The 22,852-nt window shown below is 65.9% G+C and carries 17 protein-coding genes; 6 read left to right on the top strand and 11 right to left on the bottom strand.

The window, feature by feature from the left end; genetic code table 11:
• Positions 1-256 precede the first annotated feature (256 nt).
• Positions 257-1,555: a DUF6986 family protein gene (locus tag ACIOEW_RS39465; RefSeq protein WP_401970248.1), complete on the top strand. Its 1,299-nt coding sequence runs from the start codon at positions 257-259 to the stop codon at positions 1,553-1,555.
• A 45-nt stretch (positions 1,556-1,600) separates the two neighbouring features.
• Here ACIOEW_RS39465 and ACIOEW_RS39460 read toward each other — a convergent pair whose 3' ends face one another.
• Positions 1,601-2,629 carry a LacI family DNA-binding transcriptional regulator gene (locus ACIOEW_RS39460; protein WP_362556227.1) on the bottom strand — a complete coding sequence of 343 codons (1,029 nt, stop codon included), beginning with the start codon at positions 2,627-2,629 and terminating at the stop codon, positions 1,601-1,603.
• Between the two features lie 181 nt (positions 2,630-2,810).
• Here ACIOEW_RS39460 and ACIOEW_RS39455 point away from each other — a divergent pair, with 181 nt between their 5' ends.
• On the top strand, positions 2,811-3,767 hold the full coding sequence (locus ACIOEW_RS39455) for an ROK family protein (protein WP_362556226.1): 957 nt from the start codon (positions 2,811-2,813) through the stop codon (positions 3,765-3,767).
• 201 nt (positions 3,768-3,968) lie between these two features.
• On the opposite strand, the gene ACIOEW_RS39450 is transcribed toward ACIOEW_RS39455, so the two are convergent.
• A complete protein-coding gene (locus ACIOEW_RS39450) occupies positions 3,969-6,011 on the bottom strand; it encodes an NPCBM/NEW2 domain-containing protein (protein WP_401970245.1) in 2,043 nt (680 codons plus the stop codon).
• A 263-nt stretch (positions 6,012-6,274) separates the two neighbouring features.
• Here ACIOEW_RS39450 and ACIOEW_RS39445 point away from each other — a divergent pair, with 263 nt between their 5' ends.
• The 4 genes from ACIOEW_RS39445 (at position 6,275) to ACIOEW_RS39430 (ending at position 9,814) form a co-directional block, all read left to right on the top strand.
• A complete protein-coding gene (locus ACIOEW_RS39445) occupies positions 6,275-7,564 on the top strand; it encodes an ABC transporter substrate-binding protein (protein WP_362556231.1) in 1,290 nt (429 codons plus the stop codon).
• A gap of 16 nt (positions 7,565-7,580) precedes the next feature.
• Positions 7,581-8,495, top strand: a complete 915-nt coding sequence (locus ACIOEW_RS39440) for a sugar ABC transporter permease (RefSeq protein WP_362556222.1) — start codon at positions 7,581-7,583, stop codon at positions 8,493-8,495.
• Positions 8,492-9,406 (top strand): carbohydrate ABC transporter permease, encoded by a 915-nt coding sequence (locus tag ACIOEW_RS39435; protein WP_362556220.1) that lies wholly within the window; start codon positions 8,492-8,494, stop codon positions 9,404-9,406. The genes ACIOEW_RS39440 and ACIOEW_RS39435 overlap by 4 nt, the downstream gene beginning before the upstream one ends.
• Positions 9,407-9,652: 246 nt before the next feature.
• Positions 9,653-9,814 (top strand): SHOCT domain-containing protein, encoded by a 162-nt coding sequence (locus tag ACIOEW_RS39430; RefSeq protein WP_401970244.1) that lies wholly within the window; start codon positions 9,653-9,655, stop codon positions 9,812-9,814.
• Positions 9,815-10,036: 222 nt separating this feature from the next.
• Here ACIOEW_RS39430 and ACIOEW_RS39425 read toward each other — a convergent pair whose 3' ends face one another.
• The 9 genes from ACIOEW_RS39425 to ACIOEW_RS39385 form a co-directional block, all read right to left on the bottom strand.
• Positions 10,037-11,656, bottom strand: a complete 1,620-nt coding sequence (locus ACIOEW_RS39425) for a condensation domain-containing protein (RefSeq protein ID WP_401970241.1) — start codon at positions 11,654-11,656, stop codon at positions 10,037-10,039.
• Positions 11,657-11,749: 93 nt separating this feature from the next.
• A complete protein-coding gene (locus ACIOEW_RS39420) occupies positions 11,750-12,049 on the bottom strand; it encodes an acyl carrier protein (RefSeq protein WP_362556214.1) in 300 nt (99 codons plus the stop codon).
• A complete protein-coding gene (locus tag ACIOEW_RS39415) occupies positions 12,040-13,593 on the bottom strand; it encodes a D-alanine--poly(phosphoribitol) ligase (protein ID WP_401970238.1) in 1,554 nt (517 codons plus the stop codon). Before ACIOEW_RS39415 ends, ACIOEW_RS39420 begins: the two co-directional genes overlap by 10 nt.
• On the bottom strand, positions 13,590-16,154 hold the full coding sequence (locus ACIOEW_RS39410) for a beta-ketoacyl synthase N-terminal-like domain-containing protein (protein WP_401970236.1): 2,565 nt from the start codon (positions 16,152-16,154) through the stop codon (positions 13,590-13,592). Before ACIOEW_RS39410 ends, ACIOEW_RS39415 begins: the two co-directional genes overlap by 4 nt.
• Before the next feature lie 8 nt (positions 16,155-16,162).
• The gene (locus ACIOEW_RS39405; RefSeq protein WP_401970233.1) at positions 16,163-17,353 is read right to left on the bottom strand and encodes a MupA/Atu3671 family FMN-dependent luciferase-like monooxygenase; all 1,191 of its coding nucleotides are present in this window, start codon (positions 17,351-17,353) and stop codon (positions 16,163-16,165) included.
• Between the two features lie 51 nt (positions 17,354-17,404).
• Entirely contained in the window at positions 17,405-18,343 is a 939-nt protein-coding gene (locus ACIOEW_RS39400; RefSeq protein WP_401970231.1) for a transglutaminase domain-containing protein, read from the bottom strand.
• Positions 18,344-18,357: 14 nt separating this feature from the next.
• Entirely contained in the window at positions 18,358-19,119 is a 762-nt protein-coding gene (locus ACIOEW_RS39395; RefSeq protein ID WP_362556204.1) for an SDR family oxidoreductase, read from the bottom strand.
• Positions 19,116-20,939 carry an ABC transporter ATP-binding protein gene (locus ACIOEW_RS39390; RefSeq protein ID WP_362556202.1) on the bottom strand — a complete coding sequence of 608 codons (1,824 nt, stop codon included), beginning with the start codon at positions 20,937-20,939 and terminating at the stop codon, positions 19,116-19,118. The genes ACIOEW_RS39395 and ACIOEW_RS39390 overlap by 4 nt, the downstream gene beginning before the upstream one ends.
• On the bottom strand, positions 20,923-22,827 hold the full coding sequence (locus ACIOEW_RS39385; protein ID WP_401970229.1) for an ABC transporter ATP-binding protein: 1,905 nt from the start codon (positions 22,825-22,827) through the stop codon (positions 20,923-20,925). Before ACIOEW_RS39385 ends, ACIOEW_RS39390 begins: the two co-directional genes overlap by 17 nt.
• Between the last annotated feature and the right edge of the window lie 25 nt (positions 22,828-22,852).

The raw sequence follows: 22,852 nt of genomic DNA, 5'->3' as shown, positions 1-22,852 counted from the left end.
ACTACGGCGTCGTCGGTGACCTCTTCAATGTCGTCCCGCAGCTCACCGACGAGGTCACCGCCCGCAAGGGCTGACCCGGCCGGGCAGCACACGGCGCAACAGCAGGACCCTCAGTCCGGGGCCGCACGGTGAACCCACCGCGCGGCCCCGCACTGTTTCCGATCACCATTGACGCAGATACGGCAGCCTTATAACTTCACTATACGGATTGTTGATTCCGGGAAGCGGAAACAGCGAGAGCGTGGAGGGTGCGGAAATGGGTCAGCAGGAGAAGGTGGCGACGAGCCTCGCCGGCGCGGTCAGTGAGGGGATCAGCGCCTCCCTCACGGCGGTGGACGCCGAACTCGCCCGCCGCTACCCGGGCGACCCCGGAACGCGCCAGCCCGTCCACACGGTCTACGTGCCCGGGGACGCCTTCACCGCAGGCACCATCCGGTCCTGGGGCGACCAGGCGTTGCGGGCGCTCGACGAGCACGCCCCCGACGCGGCCTCCCTCGCCGCCGTGCTCGGCATCCCGGCCGGCCTCGCCGGACCCGTCCACGACCGCGTACGCGCCAAGTTGAGCCGTGAGCCCGTCGAGGACCTCCGCGTCGACTTCGAGGACGGCTACGGCCCCCGCTCCGACGCCGAGGAGGACGAGGCCGCGGCCCGTGCGGCCCGGCTGATCTCGGAGGCGTACACGAACGGCACGGCGGCGCCGTACATGGGCATCCGGATGAAGTGCATGGAAGCGGCCGTACGCGACCGGGGCATCCGCACCACGGACGTCTTCCTCACGGGTCTGATGGAGGCGGGCGGCCTTCCCGACGGGCTCGTGCTCACCCTGCCGAAGGTGACGTACCCCGAACAGGTCACCGCCTTCGTCCAGCTTCTCGAAGCCTTCGAGGAGGTGCACGCACTGCCCTCCGGACGGCTCGGCTTCGAGATCCAGATCGAGACCAGCCAGTCGATCCTCGCCGCCGACGGCACCGCCGCCGTCGCCCGCATGATCGACGCCGCACAGGGCCGCGCGACGGGTCTGCACTACGGCACGTTCGACTACAGCGCCTGCGTCGGGGTCAGCGCCGCGTACCAGGCGAGTGACCACCCGGCGGCCGACCACGCGAAGGCCGTGATGCAGGTGGCGGCCGCGGGCACCGGCGTACGTGTCTCCGACGGTTCCACCAACGTCCTGCCCGTGGGACCCACCTCCCGGGTCCACGAGGCCTGGCGGCTCCACTACGGCCTCACCCGGCGCGCCCTGGCCCGTGCCTACTACCAGGGCTGGGACATGCACCCGGGCCACCTCCCGACCCGCTACGCGGCCGTCTACACCTTCTACCGCGAGGGTCTGGAGCAGGCCGCGGCCCGGCTCGCCGCATACGTGGCCAAGGCGGGCGGCGACGTGATGGACGAACCCGCCACCGCCAAGGCGCTCAGCGGCTACCTGCTGCGCGGCATCGACTGCGGCGCGCTGGACACCGCAGAGGTGGCCCGGCTGACCGGACTGACCCGCGCCGACCTGGACGCCTTCGCCTCACCGCGGCGTGGCGGACTGACCGTGACCGCTCCGTAGGCCTCCGGCGCGCCCCGCCGCCCGGTCGGAGGTCACCGAAGCCGCTCAGGCCGGGCGCAGTTCGCCCGAACCGCGGGGGATCAGCCTTGTCGGGAGCTCGACGCGTGCCGGCGAGTGGTCGGCGCCGTCGAGCCGTCGGAAGAGGTGCTCGGCCGCCGTGCGGCCCACGGCCGCCGCGTCCTGGGAGATGACGGTGATGCCGAGCAGATCCGCGAGCTCGATGTCGTCGAAGCCGACGAGGGCGACCGGGTGTTCCCGGCCGGCCAGTACGCGCACCGCGGTAACCGTCACGCGGTTGTTGCCCGCGAAGAGGGCGGTGACGGGTTCGGGGCCGGAGAGCATGGCCTCGGCGGCCGGACGGACCCGCTCGGGATCCGTGGAGCCGAGCGAGACCCAGGAGTCCTCGACCGTGATCCCGGCGTCGGTCATGGCGGTGTGATACCCGCGCAGGCGCTCCGTGGCGGTGTGGATCCGGGGCTGGTCCCCGATGAACCCGATCCGGCGGTGGCCGTGGGCGATCAGATGGGCGACGCCCTCGCGGGCGCCGCCGAAGCTGTCCGAGAGCACCATGTCGGCCTCGATGCGGCCCGCCGGACGGTCCACGAAGACCGTCGCTATGCCGGCCTTGATCTCCGGCTCCAGATAGCGGTGGTCGTCGCCGGCCGGAATCACGATGAGCCCGTCGACGCGTCGTGCGCACAGCGCGAGCACGAGCTCCTGCTCGCGCTCCGGATCCTCGGCGCTGGAGCCGTTGATGAGCAGGGCGCCGTGCGCGCGGGCCACCTCTTCCACGGCGCGGCTCAGCGGCCCGTAGAACGGGTCCGCGAGATCCTCCAGGACCAGGCCGATCGAGGCGGTGCGGCCCTTGCGCAGCACGCGCGCGCTGTCGTTGCGGCGGAAGCCCAGCGCGTCGATGGCCTCCTGGACCCGGCGCTCGGTGTCGGGCGTGACGCCCGGCTCGCTGTTCACCACGCGCGAGACCGTCTTGAGGCCCACTCCGGCACGGGCGGCCACGTCCTTCATGGTCGGCCGGTTGCCGTAACGGGGCTCGGGGTGACGGGTGGTCTCGGCCACGGTGTGCAGTCCTGTCGTAGGGTACGGGCGATCCGGACCGGGCCGCGGAGGGTACCGCGGAGGAGGCCGGAGGCTGTGGCGTCGAGCATAGGCCCTGGACAACGTTGTCAGCGGAATGGAGACTATGCAGACCATTTACTGAAGCCGCAGGTCCCGCCACCTCACCCACGGAGCCACACCGATGCATACCGACCTCGTCGCCGCGCTGGACATCGGCGGCACCAAGATCGCCGGGGCGTTGGTGGACGGCGACGGCACGCTCCGCGTGCGGGTGCAGCGTCCGACGCCCGCCCGCGAGGACGGCGAGACGGTGATGGCGGCGGTCGATGACGTGCTGTCGGAGCTGTCCGCGTCGCCCCTGTGGGGCCGGGCCACGGGCGTCGGCATCGGCAGCGCGGGTCCGGTGGACGCCGCAGCCGGGACGGTCAGTCCCGTGAACGTGCCGGGCTGGCGGGGCTTCCCGCTGGTGGAACGGGTGAGCGCGGGGACCGGCGGTCTCCCTGTCGAGCTGGTCGGCGACGGGGTCGCGATCACGGCGGCCGAGCACTGGCTGGGCGCCGCCCGCGGCCACGACAACGCGCTGTGCATGGTCGTGTCGACCGGAGTCGGCGGCGGGCTCGTCCTCGGCGGCTCGCTTCACCCCGGTCCCAGCGGCAACGCGGGCCACATCGGGCACATCAGCGTCGACCTCGACGGTGACCCGTGCCCCTGCGGGGCGCGCGGCTGCGTCGAGCGCATCGCGAGCGGTCCCAACATCGCCCGCCGCGCGCTGGAGGGCGGCTGGCGGCCCGGCCCGGACGGTGACACGACCGCGGCGGCGGTCGCGGCCGCGGCGCGAGCGGGGGATCCGGTCGCCGTGGCCTCGTTCGAACGGGCCGCACAGGCGCTGGCCGCGGGCATCGCGGCGACGGCCACCCTGGTCGAGATCGACATCGCGGTGATCGGCGGGGGAGTGGCCGGCGCGGGCGATGTGCTGTTCGCCCCGCTGCGCAGCGCCCTGCGGCGGTACGCGACGCTGTCATTCGTCCAGCGACTGACCGTGACGCCGGCGGTCATGGGCAATGACGCGGGGCTGGTGGGCGCGGCCGCGGCGGCCTTCGCCGCGCGCATGGGTGCGGACGGGGCAGTGCCCGTCTAGAGCCTCTCGTTCGGATCAGGCCGGGCTCGCGGGATCACGCCCGGCTCACGGAGTCCGGCCTGATCCCGCTGAGTCCGGCCTGATCCTGACGAGAGGCGCCCTGGACGGCAGGGCGGTGGCGGTGCTCGCCGGGCGCCGCGGCACTCCGACGGGTGGCGACGACGTCGGACGCCGCCACCCGCGTCCCTCGCTCAGGCGGCCTCAGCAGGTGATGCGGAGGTCCGCCCAGTCGGCGTGGTCGGAGTCGACGCCGTCTCCCCCGTCGGTGACCACCAGACGTACGACCTGCGCGCCGCTGACGTCCGCCGAGACGGACTGTGCTGCCATCGCGTTGGTCAGGACCCCGGTCGATGCGGCCTTCGTGCCGTCCGACCAGATCTCGAAGGCCACGCTTCCCTTCGCGCCCTTCTCGTCGTCGGCCCCGACGCGGGCCGTCACGGTGCTGCACGCGCCGCCCGCGTAGTACTCGACGGCACTGGCCGCGTGCACGCCCAGCCCCTTTGCGTACACCTCGCCGCCGATGGTGAGCGGATGGCCGTCTCCTGCCGCGCTCTCACCGTTGCTGGTGTCCTTCTCGACCGGTCCGTAGCCGTTGGCCGCGGAGAGCTGGGGCAGATCGCTCAGATAGCCGCCGCCGGGCGGCGGAGCCGTCACCACATGGGCCTGGAACGGTACGGAGGACCGCACCCGCTTTCCGGAGGGCGAGCGGTACTGAGCGGTCAGCGTCAGGTCGTATGTGCCGGTGGGCGTGCCGGCCGGAGCCGTCACCCGCCAGCGCGTGGTCAGCGCCCTGCCCGTCGGCAGTGCCGCCGTCGAGGTCGCGGAATCGGCGCTGACCTGCCAGCCGGACGGTGCCGTGAGTGCGGCCGACACCTTCACGGCTGGTGTACGGCCCAGATCGGTGACCGTGGTCGTCAGCCGGGCCGTGCGGCCGGCTTCCATCAACGGACTCCCGTCCAGGGCCAGTTCCACGGCCGGCGGATACGCCGCCCAGTGGCTGTCGGCTGCGACGCGCAGCAGCACCGTCCCATGGGCCGGGACGGTCGCGGAGAGACCGCCCGCCGTGTTGCGCGTGGTGTGCGCCCACAGGTCGCGCACGGTGTACGCGTCCGCCTGCGGAAGCCCCGCAGCCGCAGCCGTCGTCGCGATCCGCTGCGCGCTCCCGGTCTCGTTGAACAGCGCCACCACCCGGCTGCCGTCCTGCATCTCCTTGCCGACGACCCAGCGTCCGGCGTCGGAGGAGAGCACGACCCCCTGTTTGCCCAATGGGTCCTGGTCGACGGCGATGACCTCGTGGTTGGAGAGGATCTGATACGTCTCGGGCGTCGCCGTGCGCAGATCGGAACCGATGAGCAGCGGCGCGGCCATCACCGACCACATCGAGAAGTGGGTGCGGTACTCGGTGTCCGTCATCCCGCCGTTCCCGACCTCCAGCATGTCGGGGTCGTTCCAGTGGCCGGGGCCCGCGGCCGCGGCGAGCGGCAGGTTCTGCTTCATGATCGACAGCATGCTGCTCCAGCTGTCGTTGATGTCACCCGTGGTGCGCCACAGGTTGCCCAGCTCGGCGGCCCACTCCCAGGGTTTGTTCTCGCCCCATTCGCAGATGCTGTAGACGATCGGCCGGCCGGTGGCGGCGAGCGCGTCGCGCATCGTCGTATAGCGCTCCTTCGCATCCACTCCCTGGTTGTTGCAGTTGTCGTACTTGAGGTAGTCGACGCCCCAGTCGGCGAACTGCTGCGCGTCGCTGTACTCGTGCCCGAGCGCGCCGGGAAGTCCGACGCTGTCACAGGTCTTGGTGCCCGCGCTGGTGTAAATGCCGAGCTTGAGCCCCTTCGAGTGGACGTAGTCCGCGACGGCCTTGATTCCGTTCGGGAATCGCGCCGGATCGGCTTCCAGCTTGCCGTCGGCATTGCGCTGCGGCTTCGCCCAGCAGTCGTCCAGATTGACGAACTCGTAGCCCGCTTCCCTGAGTCCCTTGTCAACGAATATGTCGGCGATTCCCTTGACCATCGCCTCGTCGAACTCGGCCCGGCAATGGGTTGAGTTCCAGTTGTTGAAGCCCATGGGCGGAGTGAGCGCGAGACCGTTGCCGGCCCGTGCACCCGCCGTCGGCGACAGAGCGGGGGCCGGGGACTGGGCGACGGCGGGAACGGTGGTTCCCGCCGCGCACAGGAGGCCTGCGGTCAGCGCTCCGATGACTCTGTGGCGGCTTGTGCGGGTTGTACGGCCTGGGAGATGACGCATCGTTACGTTCCTCCGTGCTCGTGCCGAATCGAGTGGCGTCATGTGCACGCCAAGACGAGCGATTACGTTAGAGCGTGTTGGAGTCTGTTGGAAGAGGGGTGGTGCCGGTTGTTCGGTATCTCGTCAAAACCCTTGACGCCGCTGCTTGTTGAGGGTGAGATCCAAGCGCACGTTCGGTTGTGTTGGGTTGCCATCCGGAGGAGTGGGTCATGGCGCACTCGTACGACAGGTCAGATCTGCCCGGCAGTGTCGCGGGGCATCGGATGTCCCGGCGAAGTCTGCTGCGTGGCGCGGCAGTCGGAGCCGGCGCGGTCACGCTTCCCGCACTGCTCACCGCGTGCGGAGGTGGCCCCGGAGGTGACGGCAAGACCATCACCCTGGGCTCGAACTCGTCGGACCCCGTCCCGAAGAAGGCGTTCGCCGACGCCTTCAAGGCTTATGCCGAGCAGTCCGACGGCCGAAAGGTGAAGGTCAACACCGTTGACCACAACACCTTTCAGGAGAACATCAACCGCTATCTGCAGGGCAAGCCCGACGACGTCTTCATGTGGTTCGCCGGAAACCGCATGCAGTTCTTTGCCAAGAAGGGTCTGCTGTACGACATCAGTGAAAACTGGGAGGGTTACGAGGGATTTTCGGACGCCCTGAAGGCCCAGTCCACCGGCGAGGACGGCAAGCAGTACCTCACGCCGTACTACTACTATCCGTGGGCCGTCTTCCACCGGAAGAGCCTCTTTGCCGAACGTGGCTATCAGGCGCCCAAGACGCTGGACGAGTACGTGGCCCTCGCCAAGCAGATGCAGAAGGACAAGCTGGATCCCATCGCGTTCTGCGACAAGGACGGCTGGCCCGCGATGGGCACCTTCGACTACATCAACATGCGGACCAACGGATACGAATTCCACAAGAGCCTCATGGCCGGCGAGGAAGCCTGGACGGACAAGCGGGTCAGGGAGGTCTTCGACACCTGGCGACGCCTGCTCCCGTACTGCCAGCAGGGCGCCAACGGCCGCACCTGGCAGGAGGCGGCGACCAGCCTCCAGAAGCGTGAGGCCGGGATGGCGGTCTTCGGCCTGCCGCACCCCGGAGCCCAGTTCCCCGAGGCCGAGCAGGCCGACCTCGACTTCTTCCCCTTCCCCGTCATCAACCCGGAGCACGGCCAGGATGCCGTCGAGGCGCCCATCGACGGGTTCCTGCTGGCGAAGAAGTCGAAGAACCTCAAGAACGAGAAGAGCCTGGAGAGCGCCAAGGACCTGCTGAAGTGGCTTGCCACCGGCAAGGCCGAGGACATCTACCTGAAGAGCGACCCGAACAACATCGCGGTCAACGACCAGGCGGACACCTCCCAGTACTCCGCCATCCAGAAGAAGGCCGTCGAGCTGGTGTCAGGGGCGAAGCAGATCTCCCAGTTCCTGGACCGTGACACCCGGCCGGACTTCTCGTCCACGGTCATGATCCAGGCGATCCAGAAGTTCATCAGCAGTCCGAACGACGTGGACGGCCTGGTCAACGACATCGAACGGCAGAAGAAGACAATCTTCGCCTCGGACTGAACCGGGAGTACCGACCGTGTCGTTCATCTCGGGGCGGCGCACCGGACGACGGGGTTCGCGGCGGTTCACCCGCCGCGACCTCTTCGTGCTCGGCGCGCTGCTCGGCATACCCGTCCTGCTCGACATCGCCATCGTGTGGGGGCCGACCCTCGCCTCCGTCGTCCTCTCGTTCACCAGCTGGGACGGCATCGGCGACATCGAGTGGGTCGGAACACGCAACTACACGAACCTCTTCACGAACTACCCGCAGTTCTGGCCGGCCGCCCGCCACAACCTGCTCTGGCTCGCCTTCCTCGGCCTGGTCGCCACGCCGTTCGGGCTGCTCCTCGCCGTACTCATCGACAAGGGCGTGCGCTTCAGCCGCTTCTACCAGTCGACGCTGTACATGCCCGTGGTGCTTTCCCTCGCCGTGGTCGGCTTCATCGCACAGCTGGTCTTCTCCCGCGACCAGGGAGCCCTCAACGCGATCGTCGGCGACACCGCATCGCCGACCGACTGGCTGGGCGATCCGGACCTCAACATCTGGATGGTCCTGCTCGCCGCGGCCTGGCGTCACACCGGCTACGTGATGATCCTCTACCTGGCCGGGCTCAAGGCCGTGGACTCCTCCCTCAAGGAGGCCGCCGCGATCGACGGGGCGAGCGAGTCCCAGACCTTCTTCCGCATCGTCTTTCCGACGCTGCGCCCGGTCAACATCATCGTCGGTGTCATCACCGTCATCGAGTCGCTGCGCGCCTTCGACATCGTCTACGCCGTCAACCACGGCCGCAACGGCCTTGAGCTGCTCTCGGTGCTCGTCACCGACAACATCATCGGCGAGGCCAGCCGGATCGGGTTCGGCTCCGCCATCGCCGTCGTCCTGCTGGCCGTCTCCCTGGGATTCGTCGTGACGTACCTGGTCCAGGAGATCCGAGGGGAGAAGGACCGATGACCACGCAAGCAGCCGCCGCCCGTCCGGCACCACCCGTCCCCGTCACGTCCCGGCGCAGGATCCGGCCCGGCCGGCTCGGCGTGCACGCCTTCCTGATGACGGTCTCGCTCGCCTTCCTCGCCCCGCTGCTGCTCGCCGTGTACGCCTCGCTCAGGCCCTACGACGAGACCTCGGAGCACGGCTACTTCTCGCTGCCCCGCCATCTCTCGCTGGACTACTACCGGCAGGCGTTCACCGACTCCGGCATGACGAAGTACTTCGTCAACACCATGATCATCGCGGTGCCCGGGGTTCTCATCACCCTGTTCCTCGCCTCGTTCGTGGCGTTCGCGCTGGCCCGGCTGAGGATGCGTGGCGGCCTCGTCCTGCTGATGCTGTTCACCGCGGGGAACCTGCTCCCGCAGCAGGTGATCGTCACCCCGCTGTACGTCGTCTTCAACCGCATCCCGTTGCCCTACTGGATGTCCGACTCGATGACGATGTTCGACTCCTACTGGGCCGTCATCCTGGTCCAGGTCGGATTCCAGCTCGGCTTCTGCGTCTTCGTCCTGGCCAACTTCATGCGGACGCTCCCGCAGGAGATCCTGGAGGCGGCCGTCGTGGACGGGGCGGGCGTCTGGACCCAGTTCTGGCGAATCACCCTGCCCCTGTGCCGCCCGGCGCTCGCCGCCCTGGGCACACTCCAGTTCACCTGGATGTACAACGACTTCCTCTGGGCGCTGGTCTTCATCTCGGACGGCGACAAACTTCCGGTCACCTCGGCGCTGAACAACCTGCGGGGCCAGTTCTTCACCGACTACAACCTGCTCGCCGCCGGATCAGTGATCGTCGCACTCCCGACCCTCGTGGTCTTCCTGCTGCTCCAGCGGCACTTCATCGCGGGGCTCACGCTGGGGTCCAGCAAGGGGTAGGGGGCGACCTGCGGAGACGACCCGTCAGCCGGCTCCGGCAGGAGCCGGCTGAGCAGCCGACGACGCCCTGGGGACGGGTCGGGACGAGGCAGCCGCCAGGTCTGCCGGCACGTGCTCCCCGCCTTCACCGTGCCCGGGGAGAATCCGGGCGGTCTTTGGGGATGCGACCACCACGGAAATCCAGTCGTACAGCCGGGAAGCCAATCAAGCCGGGTGACGCGGGGAAGGACTTCGTACGGCTTCACGGTGAACCTCCAACAGGTCGTACGGGAAAGTCCAACCGCCCATCACGCGCCCCCGCAGACCCGCACCGCCCCGCCCGCATCGCTCGCCGACGAGCTGGCCGGCCTGCGGGACCAGGGGATCCTGACGCCTGCCGAGTTCGAGCAGCCGCGAGCGGTTCCATGAACACGAAGACGCGCACCGCCGTCGACGACAGCCCTTCACCGGCATGCTGTCAAGAACGCCTGCCGCGAGGTCCAGCCGCTGCCTGTCTACGAGCCCATTCCCAGCCATCAGCCCGCGTTGAGTGCGGCCAAGGCCGATGCGGCCGTTGCGGCTGCGCGACGATGGCTGCGATGCCCACAGGGCGGCGACCGCAGCTCCTCCTGACCCCGCCCGCGCCACTCCTCAGGATGAGTCTGGGCGGGTATCGCCGCGCCCGGACCCCGAATCAAGGAGGCGCCCCCTGTTTCGACCTCCAAGATAGACGTCATATCGGGTTGGCGCAGATCCGTTCGGGAACGAGTGCAACCTGTCGACGATACTGGAGTGGACATGGCGGGCCGTAATTCGTTCATTTTCGACATAAACGCGGCAAGCAATTTTCGGATCCCCCTCGTCGCCCTCTTCGATCGCAATGGATGCCGATTCCACTCCCGAAATCTCTTCCAGTAGGCTTCGAGTGGAGCGAAGGTCGACATGGGTGCGGTCCCGATATATCCATTCATCAGAGCGAACCATGGGGGAAATTCCACAGATGTCAACGATGTCGGAGATTTCGATATCGCGAGTAGCAGCCTCGGCGCAAATACTCTCCACCCCCCGAAGAAGAAGTTCTACGTCAGCCCTGGCCAGGTATGCGTCATCCGCCTCGATTCTCAAGTGAACCATCGACCTTGCCGACAGGACGTTGAATTTCAGCGTAGGGGCAGTCCATCGAGAACTGGAACCCAGCCATTTCACCTTCCCTAGAGGTTTGAATTCTGCTACGGGAAGGTCACCGACAGCATCAATGTAATTGAACATGCAGGAATCGCGTGTCACATGCATTCCGCGCTCACTGCGAACTTCACGCATCAGTTCATCCTCTATCGTAGGGTCATATCTCCCGTGCCGATACGCCCGCAGTGCCGCTCCGCTGACTCGTTTCGCAATGGTGTCAAATGTTGCGCCGCTGCAGTCGACTGGTGCGACTGCGTTCTGGGCGAGATTTGTGACAGAATTCTCCACCTCCCTCGACAGGCGATTCGAACAGAGAATCTGAAGAGTTACGTAATTGTTTGACGTCAGTACCGAAATCAACGAAAAGAATGCGGCGGCAACGATCGAGGGCCGACTTACACCCAAGCGCTGCGCAGTCATCGCCTGCGACTTCGCAAGGGCGGCCGAGTTATAAGCTGCTTGAATTATCCGCTGGGGCCCGTGGACGCTCTGCACCGGGCGGGTGGCCCTGTCGATGCGAGGCGAGAATGTCGTGCCTGGAATCTGACGAAGCACGTTCGCCCAGTGCCCTGCTGCCCTGGAGCTCCGCGCCCTTCCGAGTTGAGAGTGTTCGTATTCCTGGATCTCGAAGGGTTGCATCGCACGAGATTTGGGATTCGAGTGCGCACCGATTCCCCTCATCCTATCCGTGATGGCAGCATCAACCAATCCCGCGGAGATGCCATCGACAGTCATGTGATTGTAAACAACATAAAGGCGTCGCACTGAATTGTGTTCGATGGTGATTGCAAATCGTACAGAGTACTCGTCACCGAAATGCTTTCGCTGCCAATGGTCGATGTAATCGTTCAAGGATTCGTGTTCATCGCCCTCGATTTCAATAGCGATGACCGGAACGGTTCCCTTGATCGAGAGGATCTGAAGTCGATCGGGGCCTGAGTCGAATCGGGTTCGGAGAGCCTCGAACCGTTCCATCGCAAGCGCGACGGCCTCGACTACTGTTTCAATTCGAGTACCTTGGGGAATCGGTATTTCTCGCCTGATATTGAAAACACCGAATTCGGATGGATGCTTCTCGTCGAGCAAGCGGGAGAACCTTACCTGCCCCCACGTCATGGGTCGGATACCACTTCGGGTTCCGTGGAAGTGTGCGGGAATTTCGGAGATTCGCATGCTGGGTTAGATCTCCTTTACTTGGGAGTCTGGGGTCGCACCACTCACCCGTTCTATGGAATTCACAAAGCCAACGATGGCTCTGACCGATGTCAACTCCACCAGCATTTCGTCATCAATAAGCGAATCATAGACCTCCTCCAATCGCATCATGAGCGCTACATGAGCCAGGCTGTCCCATTCCGGAATGGACTGGAAGGCCAGATCGTCAGTGACATCGGAAGTGCAAATATTCAGACTTTCCGCGACCACTCTGCGAATTCCCTCTACCTGATCCATATCGCCCTCGCAATCCACTACGCCCACACCCTGGCCGTAGCCAGGGCTTTCAGAGCGGAAGTATCTGTCTTCCCATTAGAATTCAGCGGGAATTCATGGATGACCTCGATTCGGTGTGGAATCATGTATGAAGGAAGATGTTCACGCAGCTCCCGCTGAATTTTTGAACCTGCCCCCTTCTCCAAGTCCTTGCCACATACGAAGGCGACGAGACGTGCTGTGCTCTCTGCCGAGCCGGCCACAGTTACCACCGCACTTCGTGTCACACCGTTCTGCCTGTTCAACTCACCCTCGATCTCGCCCAGTTCGACCCTCATCCCATTGATCTTCACCTGCTGATCAATGCGCCCCAGGAAGATGAACTCGCCTCCGTCATTCCGCTTAGCGATATCTCCGGTTCGGTACCATTTCCGCATGACACCGTCCGAGCCCTGCGCCTCGAAAAGAACCCTTGCTGTCAGGGCAGCATTTTCCCAGTACCCAGAGAAGACCTGTGGCCCGGCGAGACAAATTTCCCCCTCGCCATCGGATACCAATTCCAACTGGCTGTTGAAAAGGTCGGCATTCGTGCCTCGAATCGGGATGCCGATAGGCACCGTGCCGTTGGCACGGCTGGCGTCGGATACTCGAGGGCTCCAACGGTGTGCCATGCAGGCCACCGTCACCTCTGTCGGGCCATAGAGATTCTCAACCACGGAACGGGACGCGGCTCGCTGCCACGCACGGGCGCTCTCCACCGGGAGCGCCTCACCGCAGAAGAGACTCCAGCGAAGCGGAGAAAGGCTGTTGGGAGTAAGTGAGCCTTTCTCACGGAGCAAGCCGGGAACCGAGGGGACGGAGAACCAGACACTGATCCCGTTCTCCGCTACAAACCGAAACGGCGCCAACTGGTGAATAGCCTCCATGGGGACCAGGCACCCGCCACTCCGCCAGGCCATGAACAGGTCGAACATGGACAGATCGAATGTCTGGTCAAAATTCTGAGTGAACCGGTCATCAGGTCCGAAATCATACCGTTCTGCCATGACCTCCAGAAAATGCGTGATGTTTCGATGACTGACAGGAACACCCTTTGGAACGCCTGTCGTTCCGGAGGTGAAGAGGAGATAGGCCGCTTCATCCGGGTCCACGAATACAGGTGATGTCATGGGTGGTTCCTCACACCGGCCACTGTCCGAGAAAACACTGACACGAATATCTTCACTGCCCAGGATGGCGGGGATCTGAGGCGCTGATGACTCGTCCGCAAGTATGACGTCGATACCTGCAACCTCCACCATCAGCCGAGTGCGCTCCAGTGGGAATTTTCTGTTGAGGGGAACCACGGTTGCCCCCAGGTAGAGAGCTGCCAGCATGCCTGCATATGAAGCCAGACTCTTATGGGCAAACAAACCTACGCGTTTGGGTGGGCGGCCGTCGCTGCCGCTCAGCTCAGTGGCCCAGCAGCGTGCGATATGGTCCAACTGGGCGTAGGTCCATTCATTTCCTCGCAGTCTGAGGGCAGAGTTGTCCGGGTATCGCTCGACCGATATCAGGAACCCGGAATTCAAATGCTCTCGCCGATCGGTCACTGCGCGGCGCCCTCTCGGAGATCGTCTGCCGTCAACTTCACGTATCGCGTGTCGACTTCAGATGGATGTTCCAGTATCAGATACTCGGCTATCGCCGCGAGGCTCGGGTGGTCGAAGATAATTACCGGTTCGATATCCAACCCGTACATCTCGCCCAGTTCAGCGGTGAGTTGAACCAGAGAGATCGAGTCGAACCCGAGTTCCATGAGGTCGGCATCAATGTCGACGTCTTCCGGCTCCATCAACAGGAATCCACATGCAGCAAGTTGCATGTCGCGCTCGGTCATCAGGTGCCGGCCGGACTTCGTCGCAGGCCGATCCTCGACGGCTGCCGAGAGTTCCGCCGTCTCCTCCGGGCTGTCGAAGGCCCAGAACCTTTTCCGCTCGAATGGGTACGGGGGGATGTCTGTCCGGCCCGGATGGCGATTGCCCCACAGGCCCGCCAGTTCCACCGGTGCCCCGTCGGCCCAGAGACGGGCCAGCTTTGTCAGCCGTCGCCTCTCGAGAAGCGACGATATGAAATCCCTGCCGTCGTCATCATCCAGTACGTGGCTTCCGCCGCCTGCGAGCTGCACCGAGCCGACGCATGCCGCCGGGCTCTCCTGCTCCTCGATGAAGGAGTCCAGTGCGGCATTGAGCGACTCGAGATCGACGGCCACCACAGCCAGCCGCTCACCCAGGTGCTTGACGCCGACCTGAGTGCTGAAGGCCAGACGCTCGAGCTCTTCTGCTGTGTCCGGCCGGCCGGTGAGCGAGAGGGCCATCGCGACAGCCAACCGGCGGAGGCTGTCCTTGGAGTGGGCAGTCAGGACGACCAACTGCTCGCCGCCACAGGGCCTGTGATCGCCGGCTTGGCGAAGCGGCACCTCGGCCGCGGGTGACCAAGGGCGGTACTCCTCGACAACCACGTGCGCGTTCGCCCCACCGGCACCGAACGAACTGACTCCGGCGCGCAGCGGTGTCACCTCGCCGTCAACCACAGCTCCTTGCCATGGCATCAGGTCACGTGGGAACACCAGTGACTTCCCGGAAATCTTGGGGTTGACCTCGTTCAGACCAACGCACGGTGCGATCTGCCGGTGCTTCATCTGCAGTAGGACCTTGGTCAGTCCGGCGATCCCGGAAGCCCCTTCCAAGTGTCCGATGTTCGCCTTCACCGAACCGACGGCGCAGTCCTGTCCTTGTGGTCGGCCGGCGGCAAGCGCCCTGGAGAGTGCGGCCGTCTCCAGCGGGTCGCCGAGTTCCGTGCCCGTGCCGTGTGCCTCGACGTAGCTGATGGTGCGCGGGTTCAGGCCGGCCCTTGCGAGGGCCGTCGCCACCACATCCGCCTGAACAGAAGGGTTGGGAACAGTGAAGCCGGAGGTACGGCCGGCCGTGTTGACCGCGCTCCCCCTGATCACCGCCCAGATACGGTCTCCGTCGGCAACAGCATCTGCGAGTGGCTTGAGAAGAACAGCCCCTACCCCCTCACCGGGCACGAACCCATCTGCCGCCGCATCGAAGACCTTGCACGCGTCATCGGAGGACAACATCCCGGCCATGGACAAGCCGACCAGATGGGAAGGGTGCAGGAGTAGATTGGCTCCGCCGGCGATCGCTACCCGGCATTCACCGCGCCGCAAGCTCTCACAGGCCAGGTGGATGGCGGTGAGCGACGACGAGCATGCCGAGTCCACCGCGAAGCTCGGGCCGTGGAAGTCGAAGAAGTAGGACACCCGGTTGGCGACCGACCACGCTGCGGAACTCGGCCCGGTCAGACGGCCCTGCGCCCACTGCGAGGCTCCGAGCTTCCCATAGGCGGAGTTCATGGTTCCGAAGAAGATGCCCGTACTCGGCTCATGCGTGGTGGCGCCGAGCTGCCCCGCCTGTTCCAGAAGGTGCCAGCACGTCTCCAGGAACAGACGCTCCTGCGGATCCATATTGGCCGCGTCCCGGGGCAGGATTCGGAAGAATTCGGCATCGAACTCGGCCACACCATCGATGAAGCCGCCCCAACGCCCGTACGACTTCTGGGCTTGAGCGCGTCGTTCGTCGTAGTGAGTTCGCCAGTCCCAGCGATCGGCGGGCACCTCGCTGATGCTGCTGACACCGTCGCGCAGGTTGTCCCACAGCGCTTCCAGATCGGTGGCCCCCGGGTACCGCCCGGTGACCGCGATGACCGCAATCCCGTCGACCGGGGCGGTCGACGAGGGCTCACGCTGCTTTTCTCCGGTCTCCACGGCCTCGGTGATGTGTGGCGTATGCGACTGCGGAGTCGAGATGACGTTTCTCAAGTCGTCCTCGCGCTCTTTCAGCAGAAAATCAGCCAGCTCATCGATCGTCGTGTGCTCGAACATGATCGTCGGTGGGATGTCCCCGAGATCCCGGTCGAAGCGGAGAGTGATGTTCATGCGTGTGAGAGAGTCCATATCCAGCGCCCTCAAGGAATCCGGACCACTCAAGTCCTGGTCCGCGCAACCGGTGACCTCCGCAATGGTCCGACGGACGTAGGCACGTATGTCAGCAGGGTGAAGGGTACCGGCTGGAATCTGGTGCGGTATGTCGAAAGAATCAGACGGCATGACGGTTCCTATACAGCCGATCGGCCTGACGAGGCCGGGGGTGGACAACTATTTGCAGTGGCCGCCAAGGGACGTCCCGTAGTGCCTGGTGGATCAGGGTCGGACAGGCCCTGGGACGGGTACCGCCCGATGTCGGCTGTGCGCTCGCTCATCAACCGGTACTTGATCTCCGTCAGGTGATTCACCGTCTCCAGAACAGTTGTCCTGGGCACGCCGAAATCAACCAGGCAGGCGACCTCATCGGCACCCGATGCATAGAGATCGCGCATCATTTTCTCGACCTCGTCCCGATCGCCGATCAGGGAACGTCCTCGGAGATAGCGTTGCACCGCGAAATCCATGCTCTTCCGAAAGGTTTCCGCATCAGTCCGAGTCTCTTGCTGATTCGCGTACGCCTCCAGGTATCGACGAAGTGGCTCCTGGGCAAGTTGACGTGTCTGCCGCCCATCAGCGCCGATCGCCGCGTGGACCATGACACTGACCCGGCCCGGCCCTGTGTGATGTGCAGCGTGAGCACGGCGGTATTCCGAGATCAGCGAGGCGAGTTGAGCGGGTGGGAAGAGCCCATAGCTGGTGAGCAGTCCGGCGCCCGTCTCGCCCGCGTACCGGAACGTGGCCGGGTTGCCCGCAGCGGTCACCCAATGGGGAAGACGGGGCTGGATCGGACGGGGATAGGTGCGAATCTCGTGCACGGCACCGCTGGGGCCGACGCGCTGGACCGTTGCTCCGCTCCACAACGCCTGAACCGTGCGCAAGTGCTCCTTGGCCAGGGAAGCACGCTGCACGTACTGCTCGGGAGCGAGGACGAAGTCGCGAGGGTTCCAGCCAGTGGCCGACGACAGTTCGACGCGCCCACCGGACAGGTTGTCGACAACCGCCCATTCCTCCGCGACACGAATCGGGTCATGCAGGGGCAGTACGACACTCCCCGCGCGGATGCGGATGGACCGGGTCGCGACGGCCAGGGCCGCGGCCAGCACCGCGGGGTTGGGATGCGCGCCGCCAAACGGAGTGAAGTGCCGCTCGGGGACCCAGACGAAGTCGAGACCTCCCTGGTCAGCGGCCTTCGCGGCCTCGATCAAAACCTCGTACCCTGCGGCAGCCGGCATCTCCTCGTCACAGGCCGAGAAGAAGTAGAGACCTACAGGACATTGGGCAGTGTGGCTCGCTGCGTTCGGATCGTCATGCTCTGAGCGCATGCCTTGGTCCCTTCTGACGGAGATGCCTGTCGTCTGTGTGAGCGAGCAGTGTCATGCACCGATCTGCCCGTCGCGTGCTCTGGTCGGGAAAGAGAGCTGCGTCGGGACACCACCGCTGGTCGCCAGAACGAACTCGTCCGCTGCCAGCCGCCAGGCGGCCTCCCCGATGGAACGGTTGGCAGGCCAGGCATCGGCTGGTAGCAGGCCCCACCCGCAGAGAAGGTTCAGAAGGTGGGGGTCGAAGGAGACCCAGCGCCCATCGATGTGGAGTTCCATCCATGCGTGGGGGATGGAATACGGAGCGGCGAGGAACAGGCCGAAGGACCGGCGAGCCCTCAGTCCCAGAGCGCCCGCCTCACGCACCAGGAACGTGGAGGCCAGGGCGCAGTCCGCGAGCCGGCTCTCCGCCAGAAATGCGAGGTCGGCGCGCAGTTCCGGGGGGATCAGATGGAAATGAATCGGTGCCACCAGGTTCGTGATCGCCTCCGCCTCCGGGAACACACGTGTGGACCGTCCGTGGACCGTCCGTGTGAGAGTTACCGAGCCGTCAGCCGATCTGCCGCACTCCGGCCGGGCAAGAAGTGGCGCGGCTGGTTCCAGACGGCTGTCGGTCGTCGGCGCGGCGCCCAGGCCGGCAGCGGGATCCCCGTTCCGTCCGCTCGGCTTGACCTCCACTTCATAGGTAAGGGTGGACGGCGTGTTCGCCGTGGCTCGAATGGCTGCGGACCAGCCTCGCATCGAGAGGTAGCGCGGCGAGGGCATCCTGAGCGCGAGCGAAGCGTTGGCGAGGTCCAATTGGTCGTACCGGACTGTTCCTCCCGTACGCCGGAAGGGGAGTCCCGCTTCCATCAGAGCTTCCAGAAGTGGCGGTTCGATGCCGTGATGCCAGCCGGCGTCCCGTGTGTCCTGGCGGAACACGCGGTAGACGTCTGGAACCCGGCGAATCCTCTCGACTATCGCCCGCAGCGCCGCTTCCTCGGATTCCGCCATGTACGTCCGCGTCATCAGACTGCTCCACCCGCTGCCCGCAGGTTCTGACCGGTGAGCCACCGTGCGTCGGGCCCCACGAGGAAGCCCACGACGTCGGCGATGTCCGCGGGCCGGCCCATCCGGCCGAAGGCGCTTGACCGCTTCCACCGCTCCAGCACCTCGGGCGGGACGCCCGCTGTCATTTCTTCTGTTTCCACCGCACCGGGGGCGACGGTGTTCACCGTGATGCCGCGGCCTGCGAGCTCCTTCGCGGCTACCCGTGTCAGTTGGTCCAGCGCCGCCTTGCTTGCCGAGTAGGCGGCTTGCATGGGGTGCGCGAGCACTGTGGCAGTCGAGGAGATGTTCACAATGCGCCCGCCTTCACGCAGCCGGGTGACGGCCTGCTGGATCGCGAAGAACGCCGCCTTCACATTGAGCGCCATCATGGCGTCGAAGTCTTCCTCGCTGGTGTCGGCAAACCGCGCCTTGCGCATCAGGGCAGCGTTGTTGACCAAAATGTCTATCTGGCCTGCCACGCTCTCGCTCTCGTCGAACAGACGCCTCACGCCTTCGACCGACATGAGGTCCGCGCACACGGCGAACGCCGAACCTCCGGAGTGCTCCGCATGGGCCACCACCTCGCCGGCCGCCGCGGCGTTCTCCCTGTATCCGACTCCTACGGTCGCTCCGTCGCGGACGAGGCGCGCGACAATACCGCGGCCGACTCCGCGTGAGCCTCCGGTCACCAGGGCGACCTTTCCGGCCAGCGAACCGTCGCCCGTCGCCCTGCCGTTCATATCTTGGCTCCGTCCCGGTACGAAGCCGCCTGAAGACCGTAGAGATCGGCGTACAGCCCCTTGCGCGCCATGAGCTGCGCGTGCGAGCCGTGCTCGACCACGCGGGCTCCGTCGATCACGACGATCAGATCGGCCATGCCAACCGTGGAGAACCGGTGCGAGATCAGCACGGTGATCTGTGACGCGACATCGGCTCCTTGCCCGCGCGCAGCCGTCGCATAGCGCTCGAACAGTGCATGTTCCGTCTCCGCGTCCAACGCGGACGTCGGCTCGTCGAGAACCATGAGCAGAGGCTTGTCCCGCATGAACCCGCGCGCCAGCGCGATCCTCTGCCACTGTCCGTGGGAGAGGCCCACACCCCCCTCCCAGGTCGGACCGAGCTGGGTGTCCACGCCGTGTTCGAGTCCCGAGACGGTCCCGTCAGCCCCCGCGCGGGCGATCGCTCCCTCAACCGCCGACCGGTTGTCGATACGTGCCAGGTCTCCCAGCCCGACGGATTCCACAACGGAATACTCGAACCGGAAGAAGTCCTGGAAAGCCCCTGTGACGCGAGCACGCCAACCATCTGGAGGGAGGCGGCCGAGATCCGCTCCGTCCACGGTGATGTGCCCTGATGTCGGTTCATAGAGCTTGCACAACAGCTTGACGAGGCTCGACTTGCCGGCACCGTTCGCGCCCACTATGGCAACCACCTTGCCTGCCGGGAGATGAAGGTTCACATCCCTCAGGGCGTAGGTGTCGCCACCCGGATACCGGAAGGAGACGTTCTCCAGCCGGATGCCGTGTTCAAGCCGGTCGGGCACCTGCAGATCGGCTCTGCTCCGCTCCGCTGCCGCGAGGTTTTCGAGCCAGGCGAGTTTGCGTGAGGCGTCGAGCCAGATGGCGCGGAAGAACTGCGTCTGTGTGACGGTCTGACCGATGTACTGCGAGAGGCGGCTCCCCGCGGTGAGCAGGAGCAGGGTGTCCGTGGCCGCTGGTCCCCGGCCATGGGCGACCTGGGCGATGGCAGCGATGAACGCGGCACCGAAGAGCAGCTGGGAGGCCGACTGCCACAGAGCGCTCCGCCACCGCGCCTCGCTCAAGGGGGCGTATCGGCGCAGCCAGGAGTCACGCCACTGCTCGCGCAGCCACCCCTGCACCCCTGCGACACGAATCTCCTTACCCGCTCCCGCCTGCGTGGCGAGCGTGAACAAATGCCGCGCGCGACGGTCGTGCTGAGCGCCCGACTCCTCAACTGCTTTGTCCACACCCGACCTCCAGTGTGAGACAGCCACCCCCGGGACAGCGACGAGGCCGAGCAGTCCCAGAGCTGGATGGACCGACATCAGCACTGCCAGGGTGACGACGAGACGGACAGCGGCGCCGACGGTCGAGAACAGTTGCTGGTACAGCTGGCTGAGAGCACCCGCGTGGTCGCGCAGAAGCGAGAGCCGGTCGAGGTACGACGGTCGCTCGTGGTGTTCAAGGGTGACGATCGAGGACTGCAGCCTGGCGACATAGGACTCGACGTACACAGCGGCTCGGTCGGCAAAGCGGCGGTTGGCCCTGTCCGTCACGGTGTTCAGCAGCCAGCTGCCGGTTGCGAGGGCTCCGAGAGCTACCGCTGCCGTCATGATCTGTGCGGAGTCCTGATCGATCACCGCATGGATCAAGAGCGCGAACCCCACTGCGAAGAGGGCGTCCGGTGCGGCGGCGGCGACGGTCGTGACGAAGGCGACGAGGATGAGTGCGGGGCCCGCCCGGTATCCGAGCCGCAGAGAGCGGCCCAGTGAGGTCAGCGAGGGGGGCAGTGGTGCCATTTCGTCAGGAGTGCGAGACATCAGGCTCCTCCGTTTCGAACCGGGATGCCTGAAGGTCAAACATCTGGCGATAGCGGCCTCGTGCGGCCATGAGTTCTGCGTGCGTACCCAGCTCGCTCACATGACCGTCCTCCAGCACGCAGATCCGGTCAGCGTGCCGGACCGTGGCGAACCGGTGGGAGATGAGGATCGTCGTGGTGCCCCGGGTTGCGCGCAGGATCCGCTCGAAGACCTCGGCCTCGCCCTTGACGTCCAGCTGGGCCGTGGGTTCGTCGAGGATGACGACGCCGGCACCCTGGCGAACCGCACACAGCGCGCGTGCCACGGCCACCCTCTGCCACTGTCCGCCGGACAGGTCCCGGCCCCCGTCGTAGCCAGGAGCGAGTACGGTTTCGAGGTCTGCCACGTCGGCGGCTCCCGCGTCCCGCAGCGCCGCCAGGACTGCGTCGTCAGGTGCACCGGTCGGTGCCACATTCGTACGCAATGGCATCTCGTAGCGAATGAAGTCCTGGAACACCGCTGTCACGCGGCTTCGCCAGGATTCCGGGGTGAGGTCCCTCAGATCGGTGCCGTTCGCCTCGATCGTCCCCGCCGTCGGGTCGTAGAGCCTGCACAGGAGTTTGATCAGAGTGGTCTTGCCCGCCCCATTGACGCCCACGACCGCCAGGGAGGTGCCTGCCTCGACAGTGAGGTCCAGGCCGTCGAGCACTGGGCGCTTGCTGTCCCCGTAGGAGAACCGGACTCCGCTGAAGCGGAGTCCGACAGCGGAATCCCGCCGGGCCGGGCTTCCCTCCGAGGGAAGTTCGCCGGCCTTCGCCATCGACGCCCTGAGTCGGAGTACGGATGCCACCGAGTGGGCGGCCGGCGGCAGGGACCAGTTCAGACCGCCGAAGGCGATGGCGGATGCCCCCACGACTGCCTGGGCGAAGACGGTCATGTGACCCGCGTCGATCGTGCCCGCCGAGGCGCTCCTCGCCAGCGACCACAGCACAAGGCCGTTGGCAGCCAGCAGCACGAGCAGGGTCCAGATGACGGGCTTCTGCCTCAGCCGCGTCTCCTGCCACCGCAGATCTACCAGTCGCCGGCGGTGTCGGGTGAACTCGGCTACGGTCCATGCGCTGAGGCCGAACAACCTGAGCTCCTTGGCCGCGGGTGATTCGACCGCGAGCCGGTAGGCATATTCCGCCCGCCGTTGAGCATCCCGGACGTCAGCCGCGTCGCGGTCCCAGACGCTGCTCTCTCGCAAGAGCCAGTGCGTCGACAACCAGGCTGCGGCGATCACCAAGGGAGCCCACCACGTGTACGCCGCGAGCAGAGCGACTTGGGCGAAGCCGGCGACCGCCTGGACAAGGCTGCCTGCGATGAGCCCGACGGACAGATGCATCGGCGGCCCTGTGACACCTTGGTCGAAGTCCCGTGCGCCGGTGAGTTCGCCGGCCAGGTCATGCGACTCCAGATGGGCGAGACCCGATGGCGTCGTCGCAGCGTCGATGAGCTGTTCGTGCAGCCAGCACGAGAGACGTTCGCCCAGGTCCGTGCTCAGCTGACCGTGCAGTGCGCCGAGCACCTGAATGAGCAGGAACACCGCGCCCACAGAGGCCAGCGGTACGGCCAGGGCGCGCTCGTCGGCAAGTGATGACACCAGCAGGCCTACGGCCAGGGTGAACAGCGCGGGCAGGAGCCCCCGTACGGCAATGAGGCACCACCAGATCAGGGCCCTTGTGCGCTCTGCACGCGGGAGGACGGCGAAGAACTTCCACTCCTCTCGGGCGCGCAGCCGTTCCGTGAAGCCATGCGGCGACGGGTGGGATGCCGCCTCAGGGCCTTTCTCGGGCAGGCCGCCGGCGCGCTCCGTCTCCTCGGTGTCGTCTGGAATCACTGAAGTCTCGCCGTGTGGCGGGGTGGGCATAACGTGTACTTCTCTCCGTATGTGG

Source organism: Streptomyces sp. NPDC087901 (assembly GCF_044742205.1).
In the GTDB taxonomy this organism is placed as follows: Bacteria; Actinomycetota; Actinomycetes; order Streptomycetales; family Streptomycetaceae; genus Streptomyces.
The sequence above is the reverse complement of the archived record's forward strand: the minus strand, read 5'-3'. Positions and strand labels throughout refer to the sequence as shown.